Raw genomic sequence first — 17,074 nt, forward strand, 5'->3', positions numbered from 1 at the left:
GTCATTCACATTGAATACGCCTGACCCACCGCTTTCGCGAGCAAGCTTCGCTCCTACAGGATCCGAGGTTGCCGTTAACCTTAAGTTACAAAACCTCCCGTCGATTTAAGCTATACAGAGATAGCACTCAATAGTGGCTATCTGCTGCTTGTCTGTGCCTGCCAATAAAAATAAGAAACCCAAGGGAGACTTCCAGTGAAGAGCTTGCTCTATCCCGCCGTCGCGCTAATGAATCGCCTGAGCTTCGGCATGAAGTTCAGCCTGATCAGCGTTCTGTTCCTGGTGCCCATGCTGGTGACCAACTTTTATCTGGTGCGTGATTCCTATCGCGAATTCCAGGGCACCCGGGTGGAACTGCAGAGCCTCGACCTGCTGGGCAGCAGCCTGTCGCTTCGACGCGACCTGGAAACCCTGAACAACCTGGTGCAGATCAACGTCATCCTTGGCCAGTCCGGCAAGGCCGGTAATCTCGAATCCCAGATCACATCCCTGGAACAAAACGTTCTGGCCCGCCTGCAAGGGCTGACAGTGATGACCACCGATCCGGAACTGGTCACCGTTTTCGATGGCAAACGCGACGAAATGATCACCGCGTTCAAGGCCCAGCAAGCGGAAAACTCCCTGCAAAGTAAAAGTGCGCTGATCGGCAAGTTGCTCGGCAATGCACAGATTTTCAGCCAGATCATCGCCAGCCAGGCGGGTTTGAGCCGTGACAATCAGAGCGACATGCGTCAGCTCACCGAACTCATCACCAATGTCACGCCGCCCGTCACCCAGACGTTGGGCGATGGTCGCGCCATGGGTTCCTACTCGCTGGGGCAAGGGTTTCTCAATTCGTCTTCGAGCACCCGCTTCGATGAATTGCTGGTGCAGATTGAAAAGCTGCAAGCCGAGTACGGTCTGAAGTTGCAGGATGCGCTGGGGTCGAGCAAGGCGGCACGTGAAACCCTGGCGGCGCAGGCCGAGAGCAGCAAGGCGTCGCTGAAAAAAGCCAGTGAACTGTTTGAAGAGCAGGTGGTGATGGCCGACACCCTCGATGCGCCGTGGCTGGCCTTCTACGATCAGGTCAGCGGCCTGATGGACCAGACTTACCAACTCAACGAAGCCACCCTGAAATTCCTCGACACCCAATTGCAACAACGACTGAGCCAGAACCGCACGCACATGGTCTTGCAGGCCGTGGCGCTGTCGGTGGTGTTTGTGCTGATTTTTTACCTCTACGGCGGCTTCTACGCCTCGACCCGCACTACCCTCAAGCGCCTTGGCGCGATGATGGACAAGGTCGCGGCCGGCGACATGACCGTGACTTTCAACGCCAATAGCCGTGATGAGCTGGGCGAGTTGGGCGAGGTGTTCAACGGCACGGTGAAGAAAATCCATGACTTGATCGAGCGTGTCGGTCAAACGGTCGGGGAAGTCGAGCGTCAGGCCGGTCAGGTCGAGAACGTGTCCGCCCAGAGCAACCAGGCTGTCGCGGGGCAACGCACGCAGATCGAGCAAGTCGCCACGGCGATGAACCAAATGTCGGCCACCTCACTGGAGGTGGCCCGCAGCGCTGCCGCCGCGGTCAGCAGCGCCCACAGCGTCAACGACGAAACCATCAGCGGTCGCGGGTTGGTGGAGTCTCAGCAGGGCAGCATCGCTGCGCTGGCCAGCGAGATCGATCAGTCGGTGCTGGTGATCAATCAACTGGCCAGCGACAGCCAGTCCATCAGCCGTGTGCTGGAAGTGATCAAAAGCATCGCCGAACAGACCAACCTGCTGGCGCTCAACGCCGCTATCGAAGCAGCGAGGGCAGGCGAGCAGGGGCGTGGTTTTGCGGTGGTGGCGGACGAGGTCCGGACCCTGGCCAAACGCACCCAGCAATCGACCGAAGAAATCGAACAGATGATCGCCAAACTGCACAGCGGTGTCGGCGCCGCGGTGAAGGCCATGGGCACCAGTCATCAAATGGCCAACGGCACGGTAGGGCAGTCCGAAAAGGTCCAGCAGGCGCTGGAAAACATCCTTGGCGCTGTCGGCATGATCGTCGATCAGAACCAGCAGATTGCCGCCGCCGTAGAGCAGCAGACCGCCGTGGCCCACGACATTGACCAGAACATCGTCGAGATCAACCGGGCTGGCGAACGTACCGCCGAAGGTGCGCACCAGACCGAGGACGCCAGCCGGGCGTTGTCGGCGCAGGTGGTGGAGCTCAAGCAGTTGATCAGCGCGTTCCGGGTTTGAAGAACCGCATAACCCCTGTAGGAGTGAGCCTGCTCGCGATGGCGTAGGTACATTCACCCTACAGGGTGTTTACCAGACCGCTATCGCGAGCAAGCTTGCTCCTACAGTTTTGTGCGTTGTCTGTAGTACTTGTTTCTTCCACAAGTAGGCGGTATCCGATTTCCCTCCAGAGTCTGGTTTTTGGTCTTCAATGAGGGATGATCCACAACCCTGACCTACTCTGAGGAGGCTCGGTTATGTCCTTCGCTACAACTGGAATCCAGGGCCATTGTGCTCATTGCGGATGCACACTCCTGCTCGAACCCTGGCAACTCAACGCCATTGCCATCCATGAAGCCTTCGCCTGTTCCCACTGTCACAAAGCCTTGCAGCTGAGCGACCCGAAACAGATCAGGCGCATCAAGTCCCTCGACTCACTCGCGATGCTGCGGGCGAGCACGCTGGTGATGGTATGCACCGCGTTGCTGGTGGCATTAGTGATGGAATGGGTGGGGATGCTCAGCGTGGTCGAGCAGCTGAATTTTTCGTTGATCGCGATTCTGGTCTACTTCGCGGTTATCCGGTTCGCCCGGCACCGGCAACACATGACGCTGATTCTGGAAGCTGCCAAGGCTCACGCCGACTGATTACCAGTTGAACAACTCACACGCATTGGCTGTGCTGACAGCCGCCAGCCGTTCAGGGCTGATCGCCATGATCGCGGCCAGCGCCGAGCAGATCGCCGGCAAATGCGCCGGGCTGTTGCGTTGACCGGGAAACATGGCGGGGGCCATGTCCGGTGAGTCGGTTTCCAGCATCACAGACTCCAACGGCAACTCGGCGAGCACACGGTGCATGCGCAACGCCTGCGGCCAGGTCGCCGCGCCGCCCAGGCCCAGTTTGAAGCCGAGCCTGATGTACTCGCGGGCTTCTTCCTTGCTGCCGGCGAAGGCGTGAATAATCCCCGCGCGTTTCAACTTGAAGCGCTTGAGCGTGGCAATCACCGCTGCATGACTGCGTCGCACGTGAATCAGCGCTGGCAGATTGAAGTCCGCCGCCAGTTGCAGTTGCGCGTCGAACAACGTCTGCTGGCGTTCGCGGTCGAGGGTTTCGATGAAGTAATCCAGGCCAATCTCGCCCACCGCGCACAGCTGTCGGTGACCGGCCAGGCGGGTCAGCCACTCGGCGAGTTCGCGTAGGTCCTCAGGCCGATGCTCGTCCAGATACACCGGGTGCAAACCGAACGCCGCGTACAGATCGGGATCGCTTTGCACCAGATCCCAGACCCGCTGCCAATTGGCCTGATAAACCCCCAACACTACCATCCGCCGCACGCCAAGGGCGCGGCTCTCGGCGAGCAGCGCCTGACGATCCTCGTCGAAGTCCGGAAAATCCAGATGAGTGTGGCTGTCGATCAGCTCCACGGTTCAGTCCTGGCGAATACGCTGCTTGAAGGTCCGCGCAATGGCTTGCACACCGGGCTGGTAATCCGACTGCTCGATGGCGGCGAGAGCCAGTTCCAGCGCTTTGTCGGCGATCAACTGGTGTTGCTGGGCCATGGCGTTGACCGGCAGCGGCAGAAAATCCAGCAACTGCGTGTCGCCGAATGTGCCGAGGCGCAGCGGGCGGTTTTTCAACGGGAAGTCGTGCAAGGCGTCGAACACACCCTGGAGCAGCACGTAGGAAGTGGTCACCAGCGCGTCCGGCAAATGCCCCAGGCGCTGAAGTATTTCTTCCATCAGTTGCTTGCCGTACTCACGACTGAACGATTCGCCGTGTTCGATGAGGATCTCGCCTTTGAACCCGGCCAGCGCTTCCTTGAAACCGGCGGCCCGTTCCTGACTGATGCTCAGTTCGGGGCGCGCGCCGATCAGGGCGATCTGCTTGGGCAACGGATCGAGCAGGCTGCGCGTCAGTTGCAGGCTGGCTTCACGATCATCACTGATCACCGAGCAGAAATGCTCGGGCTCCATGACCCGGTCGATGGCGATGATTGGGATGCCTTTGGCTTGCAACTGGCGGTAACTGTCGTCGCCGGACGGCAGGCAACTGGCGACGATCAACGCGTCGCAGCGCCGGGCGCGGAACAATTGCAGCAGTTGCCGTTCGCTGTCCGGCGCATCGTCGGAACTGGCGATCAGCAACTGATAACCGCGGGCCCGGGCACCTTGCTCCAGCAGCTTGGCGATACGTGCGTAACTGGGGTTTTCCAGGTCCGGCAGAATGAAACCCAGCGTGCGGGTGTGCCGACTGCGCAGCCCGGCCGCTTGCGGATTGGGCGTAAAGCCATGTTCTTCAACAACCGCGCGCACGCGCTCGACGGTGGCACTGCTGATGCGTTGCTGTTCCGCCTTGCCGTTGATGACATAACTGGCGGTGGTCACGGACACACCGGCCAGTTGGGCGATATCACTGAGTTTCAACTCGGGATTTCCTTGTTTTTCGGCCGATACTTTCGCCAATCCTACCCGATTCAGGCAGGGGACTATTGTCGCAACATATCCGACAAGTTGGACTTCAAGGATGGGACATTATCGAGTAACGTGCCAATCATTCTAGATTAAACGTTTCAGCAAGCGTATTTTCTACGCATCAGGTGCATTTGGCCGGTTCTGCCGCGAAACCGCCAAAAGTGATGATTAAGCGCCTAAGCTGACTCATTCAAAACAATACCTGGCACCTCAAGGTGCCAAAAAGGAGAAAGCATGCTCGAGCTCACTCTAGAGCAGATTTCCATGGGCCAGTCGGCCGTGGACAAGTCCGCAGCACTGCATTTGTTGGCGCAGCATCTGGTCAACGACGGCCTGGTCGCCGAAGGTTATCTCGCCGGTTTGCAGGCGCGCGAAGCCCAGGGCTCGACCTTTCTCGGTCAAGGTATTGCCATCCCCCACGGTACGCCGCAAACCCGCGATCAGGTGTTTTCCACTGGCGTGCGGCTGATGCAGTTTCCCGAAGGCGTGGATTGGGGCGATGGTCAGATCGTCTACCTGGCGATCGGCATTGCGGCCAAATCCGATGAACATTTGCGCCTGTTGCAATTGCTGACCCGCGCCCTTGGCGAAACCGATCTGGGCCAGGCCCTGCGTCGCGCCAGTTCTGCCGAAGCGTTGCTGAAACTGCTGCAAGGCGCGCCGCAGGAACTGGCGCTGGATGCGCAGATGATCGGCCTCGGGGTGTCGGCCGATGACTTCGAAGAACTGGTCTGGCGCGGTGCCCGTTTGTTGCGTCAGGCGGATTGTGTGAGCAATGGTTTTTCTGCGGTTTTGCAGCAAGTCGACGCGTTGCCGCTGGGCGACGGTTTGTGGTGGTTACACAGCGAGCAAACGGTGAAGCGTCCGGGCCTGGCGTTTGTCACGCCGGACAAACCGATGCGCTACCTCGGCCAGCCGCTCAGCGGTCTGTTCTGTCTGGCCAGCTTGGGCGAGGCGCACCAGGCGTTGCTCGAACGCCTTTGTGCGTTGCTGATTGAAGGCCGTGGCCATGAACTGGGACGCGCCACCAGTAGCCGAAAAGTCCTCGAAGTGCTCGGCGGTGAACTGCCGGCGGACTGGCCGAGCGCACGTATTGCGCTGGCCAATGCCCACGGTTTGCATGCGCGCCCGGCGAAGATCCTCGCGCAACTGGCGAAGAGTTTTGAAGGCGAAATTCGTGTGCGCATCGTCGATGGCCAAGACAGCGCGGTGTCGGTGAAAAGCTTGAGCAAACTGCTCAGCCTCGGCGCCCGTCGCGGTCAGGTGCTGGAATTCATCGCCGAGCCGAGCATCGCCGCCGATGCCTTGCCTGCGTTGTTGGCGGCAATCGAAGAGGGGCTGGGTGAAGAAGTCGAGCCTTTGCCTGCCGTGAGCCCGCAGCGCGAAGTGATCACCGAGGTGGCCGAAGTGCTGCTCGCCCCGGCGTCCGGCAGCCTGGTTCAGGCTATCCCCGCCGCACCGGGCATCGCCATCGGCCCGGCGCATATTCAAGTGCTGCAAACCATCGAATACCCGCTGCGCGGTGAGTCCGCCGCCATTGAGCGCGAGCGTCTCAAACAAGCGCTGGCGCACGTGCGTCGCGACATCGAAGGCTTGATCGAGCGCAGCAAATCCAAAGCCATCCGCGAAATCTTCATCACCCATCAGGAAATGCTCGACGACCCGGAACTGACCGATGAAGTCGAGACTCGCCTCAAGCAGGGCGAAAGCGCCGAAGCGGCGTGGATGGCGGTGATCGAAGCGGCGGCGAAACAACAGGAGTCGTTGCAGGATGCATTGCTTGCCGAACGTGCGGCGGACTTGCGCGATATCGGCCGTCGCGTGTTGGCGCAACTGAGCGGCGTCGAAACCCCGAGCGAACCTGATCAACCGTACATTCTGGTGATGGACGAAGTCGGTCCTTCCGACGTGGCACGTCTCGATCCGACCCGTGTCGCCGGCATTCTCACCGCCCGTGGCGGCGCCACCGCGCACAGCGCCATCGTCGCCCGTGCGCTGGGTATTCCAGCCTTGGTCGGCGCAGGTGCGGCAGTGTTGCTGCTGGCGCCGGGCACGCCGTTGCTGCTCGATGGCCAGCGCGGTCGCCTGCACGTGGACGCCGATGCGGCGACCTTGCAGCGCGCCACCGAAGAGCGCGACACCCGCGAGCAACGCTTGAAAGCCGCGGCAGAACAACGTCATCAACCGGCGCTGACCACCGACGGCCATGCGGTCGAAGTGTTTGCCAACATCGGCGAAAGCGCGGGCGTCACCAGCGCGGTGGAGCAGGGTGCCGAAGGCATTGGCCTGCTGCGCACCGAACTGATTTTCATGGCCCACTCGCAGGCGCCGGACGAAGCGACTCAGGAAGTCGAATACCGCCGCGTGCTCGATGGCCTCGCCGGTCGGCCACTGGTGGTGCGCACCCTCGACGTTGGTGGCGACAAGCCGCTGCCGTATTGGCCGATTGCGAAAGAAGAAAACCCGTTCCTCGGCGTGCGTGGCATTCGCCTGACCTTGCAGCGTCCGCACATCATGGAAGCGCAATTGCGCGCTCTGTTGCGAGCCGCTGACAACCGCCCGCTGCGCATCATGTTCCCGATGGTCGGCAGCGTGGATGAATGGCGTCAGGCGCGGGACATGACCGAGCGCTTGCGCCTGGAAATCCCGGTGGCGGACCTGCAACTGGGGATCATGATCGAGGTGCCATCGGCCGCACTGCTGGCGCCGGTGCTGGCCAAAGAGGTCGATTTTTTCAGCGTCGGCACCAACGATCTCACGCAATACACCTTGGCCATCGACCGTGGTCATCCGACCTTGTCGGCCCAGGCTGACGGCTTGCACCCGGCGGTGCTGCAACTGATCGACATCACCGTGCGCGCGGCCCATGCCCATGGCAAATGGGTCGGTGTGTGCGGCGAACTGGCTGCCGATCCGCTGGCGGTGCCGGTGCTGGTCGGCCTCGGTGTAGACGAGTTGAGCGTGTCGGGCCGCAGCATTGCCGAGGTCAAGGCGCGCATCCGCGAACTCAGCCTGACCCAGACTCAAACCCTTGCCCAGCAGGCGCTGGCCGTGGGCAGCGCCAATGAAGTGCGCGCATTAGTGGAGGCCCTGTAATGGCCAAGATCCTGACCCTGACACTCAACCCGGCGCTGGACCTGACGGTGCAGTTGCCGCGCCTTGAGCCCGGCCAGGTCAATCGCAGCGACGAGATGCACACCCACGCCGCCGGTAAAGGCGTGAACGTGGCGCAGGTGCTGGCAGACCTCGGGCATTCGCTCACCGTCAGCGGCTTTCTCGGCGAGGACAACCTTCAGGCGTTCGAAACGCTGTTCGCCAAACGCGGTTTTGTCGACGCGTTTATCCGCGTTCCCGGTGAGACCCGCAGCAACCTCAAACTGGCGGAAAGCGACGGGCGCATCACCGACATCAACGGCCCGGGGCCAATGGTCAGTGAAGCGGCGCAGCAGGCGTTGCTCGATCGACTGGATCAGATTGCCCCGGGGCATGACGCGGTGGTCGTGGCCGGCAGCCTGCCGCAAGGCGTCAGTCCTGAATGGTTGCAGGCGTTGGTACAGCGCTTGAAAAGCCTCGGCTTGAACGTCGCGCTCGATACCAGTGGCGAAGCGTTGCGGGCGGCGCTCAAGGCCGGTCCGTGGCTGATCAAACCGAACACCGAAGAGCTGGCCGAAGTGCTCGGCTGCGAGGTGGTTTCGGTTGCGGCTCAAGCCGAAGCCGCGAGCCGTTTGCATGCCCAAGGCATCGAGCACGTGGTGATTTCCCACGGTGCCGACGGTGTGAACTGGTTCAGTGTCGGTTCGGCGCTGCACGCCACGCCGCCCAAGGTCAGCGTCGCCAGCACCGTGGGCGCAGGGGATTCGTTGCTGGCCGGCATGCTTCACGGTTTGCTTAAGCCCGATACGCCGGAACAGACCCTGCGCACCGCCACAGCGATTGCGGCGATGGCGGTCACGCAGATCGGTTTCGGTATCGGCGATGCGGCGCAGTTGGCGCGGCTCGAACAGGGTGTGCGCGTGCGCCCCCTGACAGAACAATAAGAGGGTTTGTCATGAAGTTAGCCATCGTTACGGCTTGCCCCAACGGCATGGTCACCAGCGTGCTGTGCGCCCGATTGCTCGATGCCGCGGCGCAGCGTCAGGGCTGGAGCACCAGTGTCGAAGTGGTGGATGTGGCGCACCCGGAACGCCAGTTGTCGGCGGCCACGATCGAGGCCGCCGAGTGGGTGTTGCTGGTCACCAGCGCGCCGGTGGATATGTCGCGATTCGTCGGCAAGCGTGTGTTCCAAAGCACCCCGGCACACGCCCTGCAAGATGTCGAAGCGGTGCTGCGACGCGGTGCCGAAGAAGCTGAAGTTTACGCCGCAGCCGAAACCATCGTCGAACCTACAGCCGTTACCAAAAGCGCCCCGCGCCTGGTCGCGATCACCGCGTGCCCGACCGGCGTTGCTCATACTTTCATGGCCGCTGAAGCCTTGCAGCAGGCGGCCAAGCGATTGGGCTATGACCTGCAAATCGAAACCCAGGGCTCGGTCGGTGCGCGCAATCCGTTGAGCGCGGCAGCGATTGCCGACGCGGACGTGGTGCTGCTGGCCTGCGATATCGAAGTCGCGACCGAGCGTTTTGCCGGCAAGAAAATCTACCGTTGCGGTACGGGCATCGCCTTGAAGCAAGCCGAAGCGACGCTGAACAAAGCACTGGCCGAAGGCAAGCAGGAAAGTGCTGCGTCCGGTGCGAAAGGCCCGGCCAAACAAGAGAAGACCGGCATCTACAAACACCTGCTGACCGGCGTGTCGTTCATGCTGCCAATGGTGGTGGCGGGCGGTCTGATGATCGCCTTGTCGTTCGTGTTCGGCATCACCGCGTTCAAGGAAGAAGGCACACTCGCCGCCGCGCTGATGCAGATCGGCGGCGAGACCGCGTTCAAGCTGATGGTGCCGCTGCTGGCGGGCTACATCGCCTACTCGATTGCCGACCGTCCGGGCCTGGCGCCGGGGATGATTGGCGGCTTGCTGGCGAGCACGTTGGGTGCCGGTTTCATCGGCGGGATCATTGCCGGTTTCATCGCCGGTTACGCGGCGCAGGCGATCAACCGTTACGCGCGATTGCCGCAAAGCCTTGAAGCGTTGAAACCGATCCTGATCATCCCGTTGCTGGCGAGTCTGTTCACCGGGTTGGTGATGATCTACGTGGTCGGCAAACCGGTGGCCGGGATGCTCACCGGGCTCACGCATTTCCTCGACAGCATGGGCACCACCAACGCGATTCTGCTCGGCGTGTTGTTGGGCGGGATGATGTGCGTCGACTTGGGCGGGCCGATCAACAAAGCCGCTTATGCCTTCTCGGTGGGGCTATTGGCGTCCCAGAGTTACGCGCCGATGGCCGCGACCATGGCCGCCGGAATGGTGCCGCCGATTGGTCTGGGTATTGCCACGTTCATTGCCCGGCGCAAGTTCGCCCAGACTGAACGCGAGGCGGGTAAAGCGGCGTTGGTGCTGGGGCTGTGTTTCATCTCCGAAGGCGCGATTCCGTTTGCCGCCAAGGACCCGCTGCGGGTGATTCCGGCAAGCATTGCCGGTGGCGCACTGACCGGTGCGCTGTCGATGTATTTCGGCTGCAAACTGATGGCGCCGCACGGTGGATTGTTCGTGTTGGCGATCCCGAATGCGATCAACCATGCCTTGTTGTATTTGCTGGCGATTGTCGCGGGGAGTTTGCTGACGGCGGTGGTGTATGCGGTGGTCAAGCGACCTGAGGTTGTCGAGTTGGCAATAGAACCCGTCAACGCATAATCCACCCTTGTAGGAGCCAGCTTGCTGGCGATGGCGGTATTGAAATTGTCATCGCCGGCAAGCCGGCTCCTACAGATGTGAGTCGATCAGAAAATGGATGAACGACACGGACCTGTAGGAGCAAGCTTGCTCGCGATAGCAGTTTCCCAGCCAACATAGTTCCTGAGTGCTAAACCGCTCTCGCTCCCACAGTGGGGCTGGATTGTTTTCGGAGTCAGGATGGCCATGCCTCATTTCTCCTTGAATCCGGGCAGGCCTTGAGCTGCTCGCCACTCTTTTATCGTCCGAGTAATGCCCTCCGGGGAATTGTCCGCCCCCTCTTCTGGGAAGTAGATTAAGTCCGAGCCGTCAGGGTGCTCACTTATTTTCTCGAAATGCAGCAGTAGCAGATCAGCACGATCGTCTGTTTCGGCTTCTGCATCTTCCTTGGCCAATTCTTTTAGCAGCCCGATGAATTCTGCTTCTGTGTACTGCGAAAAACTATCTTTCAGAAGTGTGTCTGTCATGGCTCGCCTATTCGTTCCGGTGAATGTCAATGTGGTTTCTTGGAGTGTTAACTCGCAAGTTGTCGACGTCATACACCTCTCCACCTTTCGACACAGAATCGAGATGGTGCAGTTCATAAGACAGCCTACCGCCAACTCTATCGGCCTTTCTAACCCGTGGAGCCCGGCCTGCTTTCATCCGACTCACATTCTGTTTGATGAACTGATCAGCAACCATCGACTTTGAAATCGACTCCCAAAATGCTGATCTGAATTTATCGAAACTTTTGAAGTTACGGCCTCTTAATGCATCAGCAATTTCTGTGGGGATCGGCGCCCCCACGCCGGAATTTGCCCCCGCCAGCCAAATACCCGCAACATCTTCACCCACCCCCGTAACACCACCCGGCTCATACCGAGCGTTGAGCACAAGGTAGATTGGCTCAAGCCCGGCATCCGCCGGAAACCAGATAATCGCATCCTGATATTCGGGCGGATGCTGCGGGTTCAGCAGTATTTTGTCGGCCTGTTCCGTGGGCGGGTACACCCATACGGTGGGCAACTGTGGGGCGCCTTCCAGCGCCGGGATACTCGGTGCGTCGTCGGGATTCGCGGCTGGCGTCCAGGTCAGGCCAATGCCGTTGCCGAGGTCTGCGATGAACTGCTCGCCGTCCTTTCGGGCCTTGATGACGGGGACAAACTCCCAGTCTTTTTTTCCGCCGGTGTAGAAGCCGTAAGCGCTGATGGCGTTGTCCGGCAAGACCTTTACGTTGACGCGTACACGGGTGCGTCCCGCCTCCAGTGCCGCGTACTGTTCGTTTTTGTAGAAAGCGCTGTCGAGCGAAAGGCGGGTGTTGGGCATTAGCAGCGCCACTGTCCCGACGGCTGCCCCGGTCGCCACCACCGAACCCGTCAGCGATAGGGCGAGCGAACCACCGAGACGTTGGGCCAAGGCGTTGCCCGTCGACGAGCCGGCCACCCATTTCAGCGGTGTGCCTTCGACGGTAATCGCCGCGCCGGTGCCCAGTACAGCCCACAACCCGTAGTCAGCCAGTTTCTCGACGGGGACATAACCGGCGTGGTTGTTGTGATTGATGACACCGTCCGGGAGGTTGCAGCTTTTGGCGAACACGCAACCTTTGAAGTGCGAATCGGACGTTGTGTCGAGAGCGTTTTGTCGTGTTTTTCGACGGACCTCCCAACGGGCATTGGCGTCCAGTTCATGCCGTTCGTTCTTGGCGGATACCGCTGCGCCAACATCCTGGAAGGCTTGCACTTCCTCCCGCGTGGGGAGTTGTCTTGGGGCGGGCAGATAGTCCGGGGATTCCGGGAAACCGAGCTTTTTCATCAGCGCTTCTTTTTCGTCCTTGGACAATCCCGGCGTGTAGCCGGGTTTGCCTCAACCCTATCCGGGACGCTCAGGCGTAGGCGTTAGGACGTTTCCTAAAAGCGGTGCTGAAATTTCCTATTTCATGGTGTTGCAGATGAGGGGCGAGTCGGTAAGACCGCGTTATCGTTCATCGCGAGCAGGCTCGCTCCCACAGGTGACCGAGTTGCCCGGACGGACGCGGTCATTGTGGGAGCGAGCCTGCTCGCGATGACGGTTTAAGATTCAATGAAAATGGTGATGGTTAACCCGTAGTCGAGGGCAAGCCCGCCCCCACAGGGGATCTGCGACGTTGGCAGGTTTTGTGTCACGCCCGGGTCACACGGCCATGCTTTAGTTTTCCTTTTTCAGGGAGAACACCATGAGCGAATTCAACCTCGGTCGCCGTCGTGTCATGCAAGCGGTCGGCGCCGGGATTCTGCTTCCCGGTCTTGCGCCGGCGGTGATTGCCTCGGTCAAGGATCGGCCGCAACTCACCGATGGCGTGCAGTCCGGCGACGTGCTGGGCGACCGGGCGATGGTCTGGAGCCGCAGCGATCGTGCGGCGCGGATGGTGGTGGAATGGGACACGCGTAGCCTGTTCGCCAACCCTCGGCGTTTTGTTTCGCCGCTGGCTGATGCCCGCAGCGATTTCACCGCGCGGGTCGAGCTCACCGGTCTGCCCGCCGACCAGGCGATTTTCTATCGCGTGCATTTCGAAGACGCCCAGAGCGGTGTCACCAGCGAACCCTGGTTTGGCCACTTGCGCAGCGTGCCGCAAACCCGGCGCGACATCCGTTTCGTCTGGAGCGGCGATACCGTTGGCCAGGGCTTCGGCATCAACCCGGACATCGGTGGCATGCGCATCTACGAAGCCATGCGTTTGCGCCTGCCGGACTTCTTTATCCACAGCGGCGACACCATCTACGCCGACGGCCCGGTGCCGGCACAACTTGTGACTGAAAGTGGCCGCGTGTGGCGCAACATCACCAGCGACGCCAAGAGCAAAGTCGCCGAAACCCTCGACGAGTATCGCGGCAATTACCGCTACAACCTGATGGACGAAAACGTCCGTCGCTTCAACGCCGAAGTGCCGCAGATCTGGCAGTGGGACGACCACGAAGTGGTTAACAACTGGTCACCGGGCAAGCAACTGGACGAGCGTTACCAGAGCAAGGATATCCACAGCCTGGTAGGCCGCGCACGTCAGGCGTGGCTGGAATATGCACCCATGCGTTTGCAGAGCGCGGATAACGGCGGGCGCATCTATCGCAAGATCGGTTATGGGCCGATGCTGGATGTTTTTGTGCTCGACATGCGCAGTTATCGCGAGGCCAATGATGACAACCTCGGTGCAGCCAAACCCTTTCTCGGGCGTGAACAATTGGACTGGCTCAAGCGTGAATTGAAAGCCTCCAGCGCCCAGTGGAAAGTCATTGCCGCCGACATGCCGATCGGCCTCGGTGTGCCTGACGGCGAAGTCAGCCCCGGCGTGGCGCGCTGGGAAGCGGTGGCCAACGGTGATCCGGGCGCGGCCCAGGGGCGTGAGCTGGAAATCGCCGAACTGCTTGGTTTTCTGCGGGCGCAACAGGTGCGCAATTTCGTGTTCCTGACGGCGGATGTGCATTACTGCGCGGCGCATCACTACCATCCGGATCGTGCCGCGTTCCAGGACTTTGAACCGTTCTGGGAGTTTGTTGCCGGACCGTTGAACGCGGGGAGCTTCGGGCCTAATCCGCTGGATAAAACCTTTGGGCCTGAAGTGGTGTTCGAGAAAGCACCGCCGGCGCAGAACATGTCGCCGTTTGCCGGGTTTCAGTTTTTTGGCGAGGTGAATATTGAGGGGGCGACGGGGGAGATGAGTGTGGTGTTGCGGGATCTGGATGGGGTCAGTGTGTTTGAGCAGAAGTTGCAGCCACAATGACCTGTAGGAGCCAGCTTGCTGGCGATGGCGGTTTTGATATCGCCATCGCCAGCAAGCCGGCTCCTACAGGGGGGAGGGGGTCAGTAGACGTCGCGGCGGTAGCGGCCTTGCTCGATCAAGCGTTCGACTGCTTCAACCCCGAGCACTTCGTTGAGCACTTGATCCACCCCTGAAGCCATTCCCTGCAAGCTGCCGCAGATGTAAATGACGGCACCGTCATCCAGCCATTGCTTGAGCAAACCGGCGGATTCACGCAGGCGATCCTGCACGTAGATCTTCTCGGCCTGATCCCGCGAAAACGCCAGGTCCAGACGCTCGATATCCCCTGAAATCAACCAGTCTTCAAGTTCGTCGCGGCACAGGTAGTCGTGCTCGCGATTGCGTTCGCCAAACAACAGCCAATGACGTTGCTGCCCATCGGCGATCCGCGCCTTGAGCAAACTGCGCAGCCCGGCCAGGCCGGTGCCGTTGCCCAGCAGGATCATCGGCAGCGGTTCGACCGGCAGATGGAAACCGCTGTTGCGGCGCACCCGCAGGCTGATGGTGCTGCCCACCGGCGCGTGTTCGGTCAGCCATCCGGAGCCGATACCCAGGCTGCCGTCGGGGTGCAGTTCCTGGCGCACGATCAGTTCCAGCACACCGTCGGCGGCAATCGAGGCGATGGAGTATTCGCGCATGGCCAGCGGCACCAAAGCATCCACCAGTGCTTGCGCGTGCAAGCCGACAAGGTGCGTACGGTTCTCGGGCAATTGTCGAGTCGCGAGTGCTTGTTCCAGCGCTTGCGACAGGCCATCGAGTATCACCGAGGCGCGACCGTCGATCCCGAGGCCATCGAGGAAATGCTCGATTGCCCATGGGCAGTTACGCGGCAACACTTCCACCAGATCACCGGCCAGCCAACTGCTGGTGGTCGGCGCGCTGAGGCCCAGCAGATACACCGGCGAGCCGCTGCTGTCCGGGTTCATCACGTCGCGGCGGCTCAGCGTCCAGTTGTCGTAGCTCGGCGCTTGCCAGGAGTCCACGGGCGCTTGTCCGGTCAGCAGACCAAGTTGCTGCTGCCAGTGACGCAAGGCGTAAGGGTCGCCGCAGTCGACTTCCACCGGCGCGAACAAATGCTTGCCGCCGTGCTCGCCGAGCCAGGCATGCAAGCGTCGGGCGAAACCGCAGAAGTGTTGATACTGCCGGTCACCCAATCCAAGCACCGCATAATTCAGGCTCTCCAGGCTCAATGCCCGGCCCAGCACTTTGCGTTCGAAACCACGGGCGCTGTCCGGCGCTTCGCCGTCGCCGAAGGTGCTGACGACGAACAGCGCATTGCCGGAGTTCCGCAGGTCATGCTCGCTGACGCTGGCCAGTGGCTGAACCTTTACCGGCAGGCCTGCTGCCTGCAGTTGGCCGGCGGTCTGCCACGCCAGTTGTTCGGCAAACCCGCTTTGGCTGGCGAAACCGATCAGCCACGCCGGAGCATCGCTGTCCGGTTGTTCGAGGCCTTTGCGGGCGTCCTTGATCTGCTTTTTCTTGCGTCGACGATCGAGGTACAGCAACCAGCCCGTGACGAAAAACAGCGGCATGGTCAGTGCGCTGAGCGTCAGGACGATCCGCCCGACAATCCCGAAGTAACTGCCGACGTGCAGCGCGTAGATGCTCGTCAGCAGTTGCGCCTTGAAGCTTTTATCGCTGTAGCGGTCGTGGCGTTTGACGACGCCGGTGGCCGGATCGAGGGAGATCTGGTTCAGCGCGCGGTCGTGAGGCGAGATGGTCAACAGGTAGAACACCGTCGCGGGTTGCCCGGCCACGGGCGGCATACGAATGTTGTATGCGCTCAATGCCGGGCCGGCAGCGCTGTAAATGCTGCTCCACATCGATGCGTAATCGGCCGTCGGTGCCGGGCCTTCCGGTGCCGGGCCACGATTGCGAACGCGTTCATTCTGCGGCGCATCGGACAGCAATCGGGTCAGGCCCTTGTTGTACCACTCATAGGACCAGGACAACCCGGTCAGCGCTGCCAACAGATAAAACACCAGGCACCAGGTGCCGGCCACCGAGTGCAAATCCCAGTTGAAGCTGCGGCCTGTTTTCTTCCAGTCGAGGGTCAGCCAGGCGCGCCAGTTTTTCCATTGACGCGGCCAGCGCAGGTACAGGCCGGACAGGCAGAAGAACAGCAGAATCAGCGTGCACGCGCCGGTGATCTGCCGACCGGTATCGCCCATGGCGAGGAAGCGGTGCAGTTTCAGCATCAGGTCGAAGAAACCCTGGCCGGTGGCGTCGCCCATGAACTCGGCGGTGTACGGGTCGAAGTAGCGCATCTCCCCGCGACGCTCACCCGGTGGCGGGGTGAAGTTCACCCGTGCGGCGTTACCGCTGTCGGTGTCGACCCAGAGCATCGAGACTTTCTTGCCCGATGCACCCTCGATTTTTTCCACCAGCTCAGCGGGCGGCAGCACGCCGGCGACCTGTTTCTCGACCTGCAACACCGACGGGTTGAGTGCGCGCAGGATTTCATCCTCAAACGACACTATCGCCCCGGTGATGCCCATGAGGGCCAGGACCAGCCCGGCACTGATACCGAAAAACCAGTGCAACTGGAACAGGGTTTTCTTCAACACGTCACTCGCCTTGTTCGTTCGAAATTGTCATCACGGCGCGCATTATGCCGTGGGCTGTCGAGAAGCATTCTTTTTTACGCACAAAAGCCCCGTTCAATTGCGTGAACGGGGCCTTTCCCTGATTCCAGCCTTCATCTGCACACCTGTAGAAGCACAGCTTGCTGGCGATGACGGTATGTCAGGCAACATAAATGCTGTCTATGCCGACGTCTTCGCGAGCAAGCTTTGC

General features: G+C 60.8%; 11 protein-coding genes. 6 read left to right on the plus strand and 5 right to left on the minus strand.

Annotated elements, in window-relative coordinates; genetic code table 11:
• The first annotated feature begins 195 nt into the window (after window positions 1-195).
• Both KGB27_RS22235 and KGB27_RS22240 read left to right on the plus strand, forming a co-directional pair.
• Window positions 196-2,226 (plus strand): methyl-accepting chemotaxis protein, encoded by a 2,031-nt coding sequence (locus KGB27_RS22235; RefSeq protein WP_223556372.1) that lies wholly within the window; start codon window positions 196-198, stop codon window positions 2,224-2,226.
• A gap of 236 nt (window positions 2,227-2,462) precedes the next feature.
• Entirely contained in the window at window positions 2,463-2,852 is a 390-nt protein-coding gene (locus KGB27_RS22240) for a hypothetical protein (RefSeq protein WP_192227700.1), read from the plus strand.
• Here KGB27_RS22240 and KGB27_RS22245 read toward each other — a convergent pair whose 3' ends face one another.
• Window positions 2,853-3,629: a TatD family hydrolase gene (locus KGB27_RS22245; RefSeq protein ID WP_223556375.1), complete on the minus strand. Its 777-nt coding sequence runs from the start codon at window positions 3,627-3,629 to the stop codon at window positions 2,853-2,855. It abuts the gene before it with no gap.
• A 3-nt stretch (window positions 3,630-3,632) separates the two neighbouring features.
• On the minus strand, window positions 3,633-4,628 hold the full coding sequence (cra, locus tag KGB27_RS22250) for a catabolite repressor/activator (protein ID WP_223556379.1): 996 nt from the start codon (window positions 4,626-4,628) through the stop codon (window positions 3,633-3,635).
• Window positions 4,629-4,910: 282 nt separating this feature from the next.
• On the opposite strand from cra, the gene ptsP reads away from it, so the two are divergent.
• From ptsP to KGB27_RS22265, 3 genes are read left to right on the plus strand one after another with little or no spacing between them, the layout of a single operon-like run.
• Entirely contained in the window at window positions 4,911-7,772 is a 2,862-nt protein-coding gene (ptsP, locus tag KGB27_RS22255) for a phosphoenolpyruvate--protein phosphotransferase (RefSeq protein ID WP_223556381.1), read from the plus strand.
• Window positions 7,772-8,713, plus strand: a complete 942-nt coding sequence (gene pfkB / locus KGB27_RS22260) for a 1-phosphofructokinase (protein ID WP_223556384.1) — start codon at window positions 7,772-7,774, stop codon at window positions 8,711-8,713. Before ptsP ends, pfkB begins: the two co-directional genes overlap by 1 nt.
• Before the next feature lie 11 nt (window positions 8,714-8,724).
• The gene (locus tag KGB27_RS22265) at window positions 8,725-10,464 is read left to right on the plus strand and encodes a PTS fructose-like transporter subunit IIB (protein WP_223556386.1); all 1,740 of its coding nucleotides are present in this window, start codon (window positions 8,725-8,727) and stop codon (window positions 10,462-10,464) included.
• A gap of 230 nt (window positions 10,465-10,694) precedes the next feature.
• Here KGB27_RS22265 and KGB27_RS22270 read toward each other — a convergent pair whose 3' ends face one another.
• Together KGB27_RS22270 and KGB27_RS22275 are read right to left on the minus strand one after the other, a co-directional pair.
• Window positions 10,695-10,970: a bacteriocin immunity protein gene (locus KGB27_RS22270; RefSeq protein ID WP_223556387.1), complete on the minus strand. Its 276-nt coding sequence runs from the start codon at window positions 10,968-10,970 to the stop codon at window positions 10,695-10,697.
• Between the two features lie 7 nt (window positions 10,971-10,977).
• Window positions 10,978-12,297 carry an S-type pyocin domain-containing protein gene (locus tag KGB27_RS22275; RefSeq protein ID WP_223556388.1) on the minus strand — a complete coding sequence of 440 codons (1,320 nt, stop codon included), beginning with the start codon at window positions 12,295-12,297 and terminating at the stop codon, window positions 10,978-10,980.
• 400 nt (window positions 12,298-12,697) lie between these two features.
• Here KGB27_RS22275 and KGB27_RS22280 point away from each other — a divergent pair, with 400 nt between their 5' ends.
• Entirely contained in the window at window positions 12,698-14,239 is a 1,542-nt protein-coding gene (locus tag KGB27_RS22280; RefSeq protein ID WP_223556389.1) for an alkaline phosphatase D family protein, read from the plus strand.
• An 80-nt stretch (window positions 14,240-14,319) separates the two neighbouring features.
• Here the strand turns inward: KGB27_RS22280 and KGB27_RS22285 are convergent, their stop codons facing one another.
• The gene (locus KGB27_RS22285; RefSeq protein ID WP_223556390.1) at window positions 14,320-16,845 is read right to left on the minus strand and encodes a PepSY domain-containing protein; all 2,526 of its coding nucleotides are present in this window, start codon (window positions 16,843-16,845) and stop codon (window positions 14,320-14,322) included.
• Window positions 16,846-17,074 lie beyond the last annotated feature (229 nt).

The organism is Pseudomonas sp. BF-R-01, assembly GCF_019946615.1.
GTDB classification, from domain to species: Bacteria; Pseudomonadota; Gammaproteobacteria; order Pseudomonadales; family Pseudomonadaceae; genus Aquipseudomonas; species Aquipseudomonas migulae.

Coding starts and splice junctions, on each gene's coding strand:
- ptsP (WP_223556381.1), top strand. CDS start 4,911: ATGCTCGAGCTCACTCTAGAGCAGATTTCCATGGGCCAGTCGGCCGTG.
- KGB27_RS22280 (WP_223556389.1), top strand. CDS start 12,698: ATGAGCGAATTCAACCTCGGTCGCCGTCGTGTCATGCAAGCGGTCGGC.
- KGB27_RS22270 (WP_223556387.1), bottom strand. CDS start 10,970: ATGACAGACACACTTCTGAAAGATAGTTTTTCGCAGTACACAGAAGCA.
- KGB27_RS22275 (WP_223556388.1), bottom strand. CDS start 12,297: ATGAAAAAGCTCGGTTTCCCGGAATCCCCGGACTATCTGCCCGCCCCA.
- pfkB (WP_223556384.1), top strand. CDS start 7,772: ATGGCCAAGATCCTGACCCTGACACTCAACCCGGCGCTGGACCTGACG.
- KGB27_RS22240 (WP_192227700.1), top strand. CDS start 2,463: ATGTCCTTCGCTACAACTGGAATCCAGGGCCATTGTGCTCATTGCGGA.
- KGB27_RS22265 (WP_223556386.1), top strand. CDS start 8,725: ATGAAGTTAGCCATCGTTACGGCTTGCCCCAACGGCATGGTCACCAGC.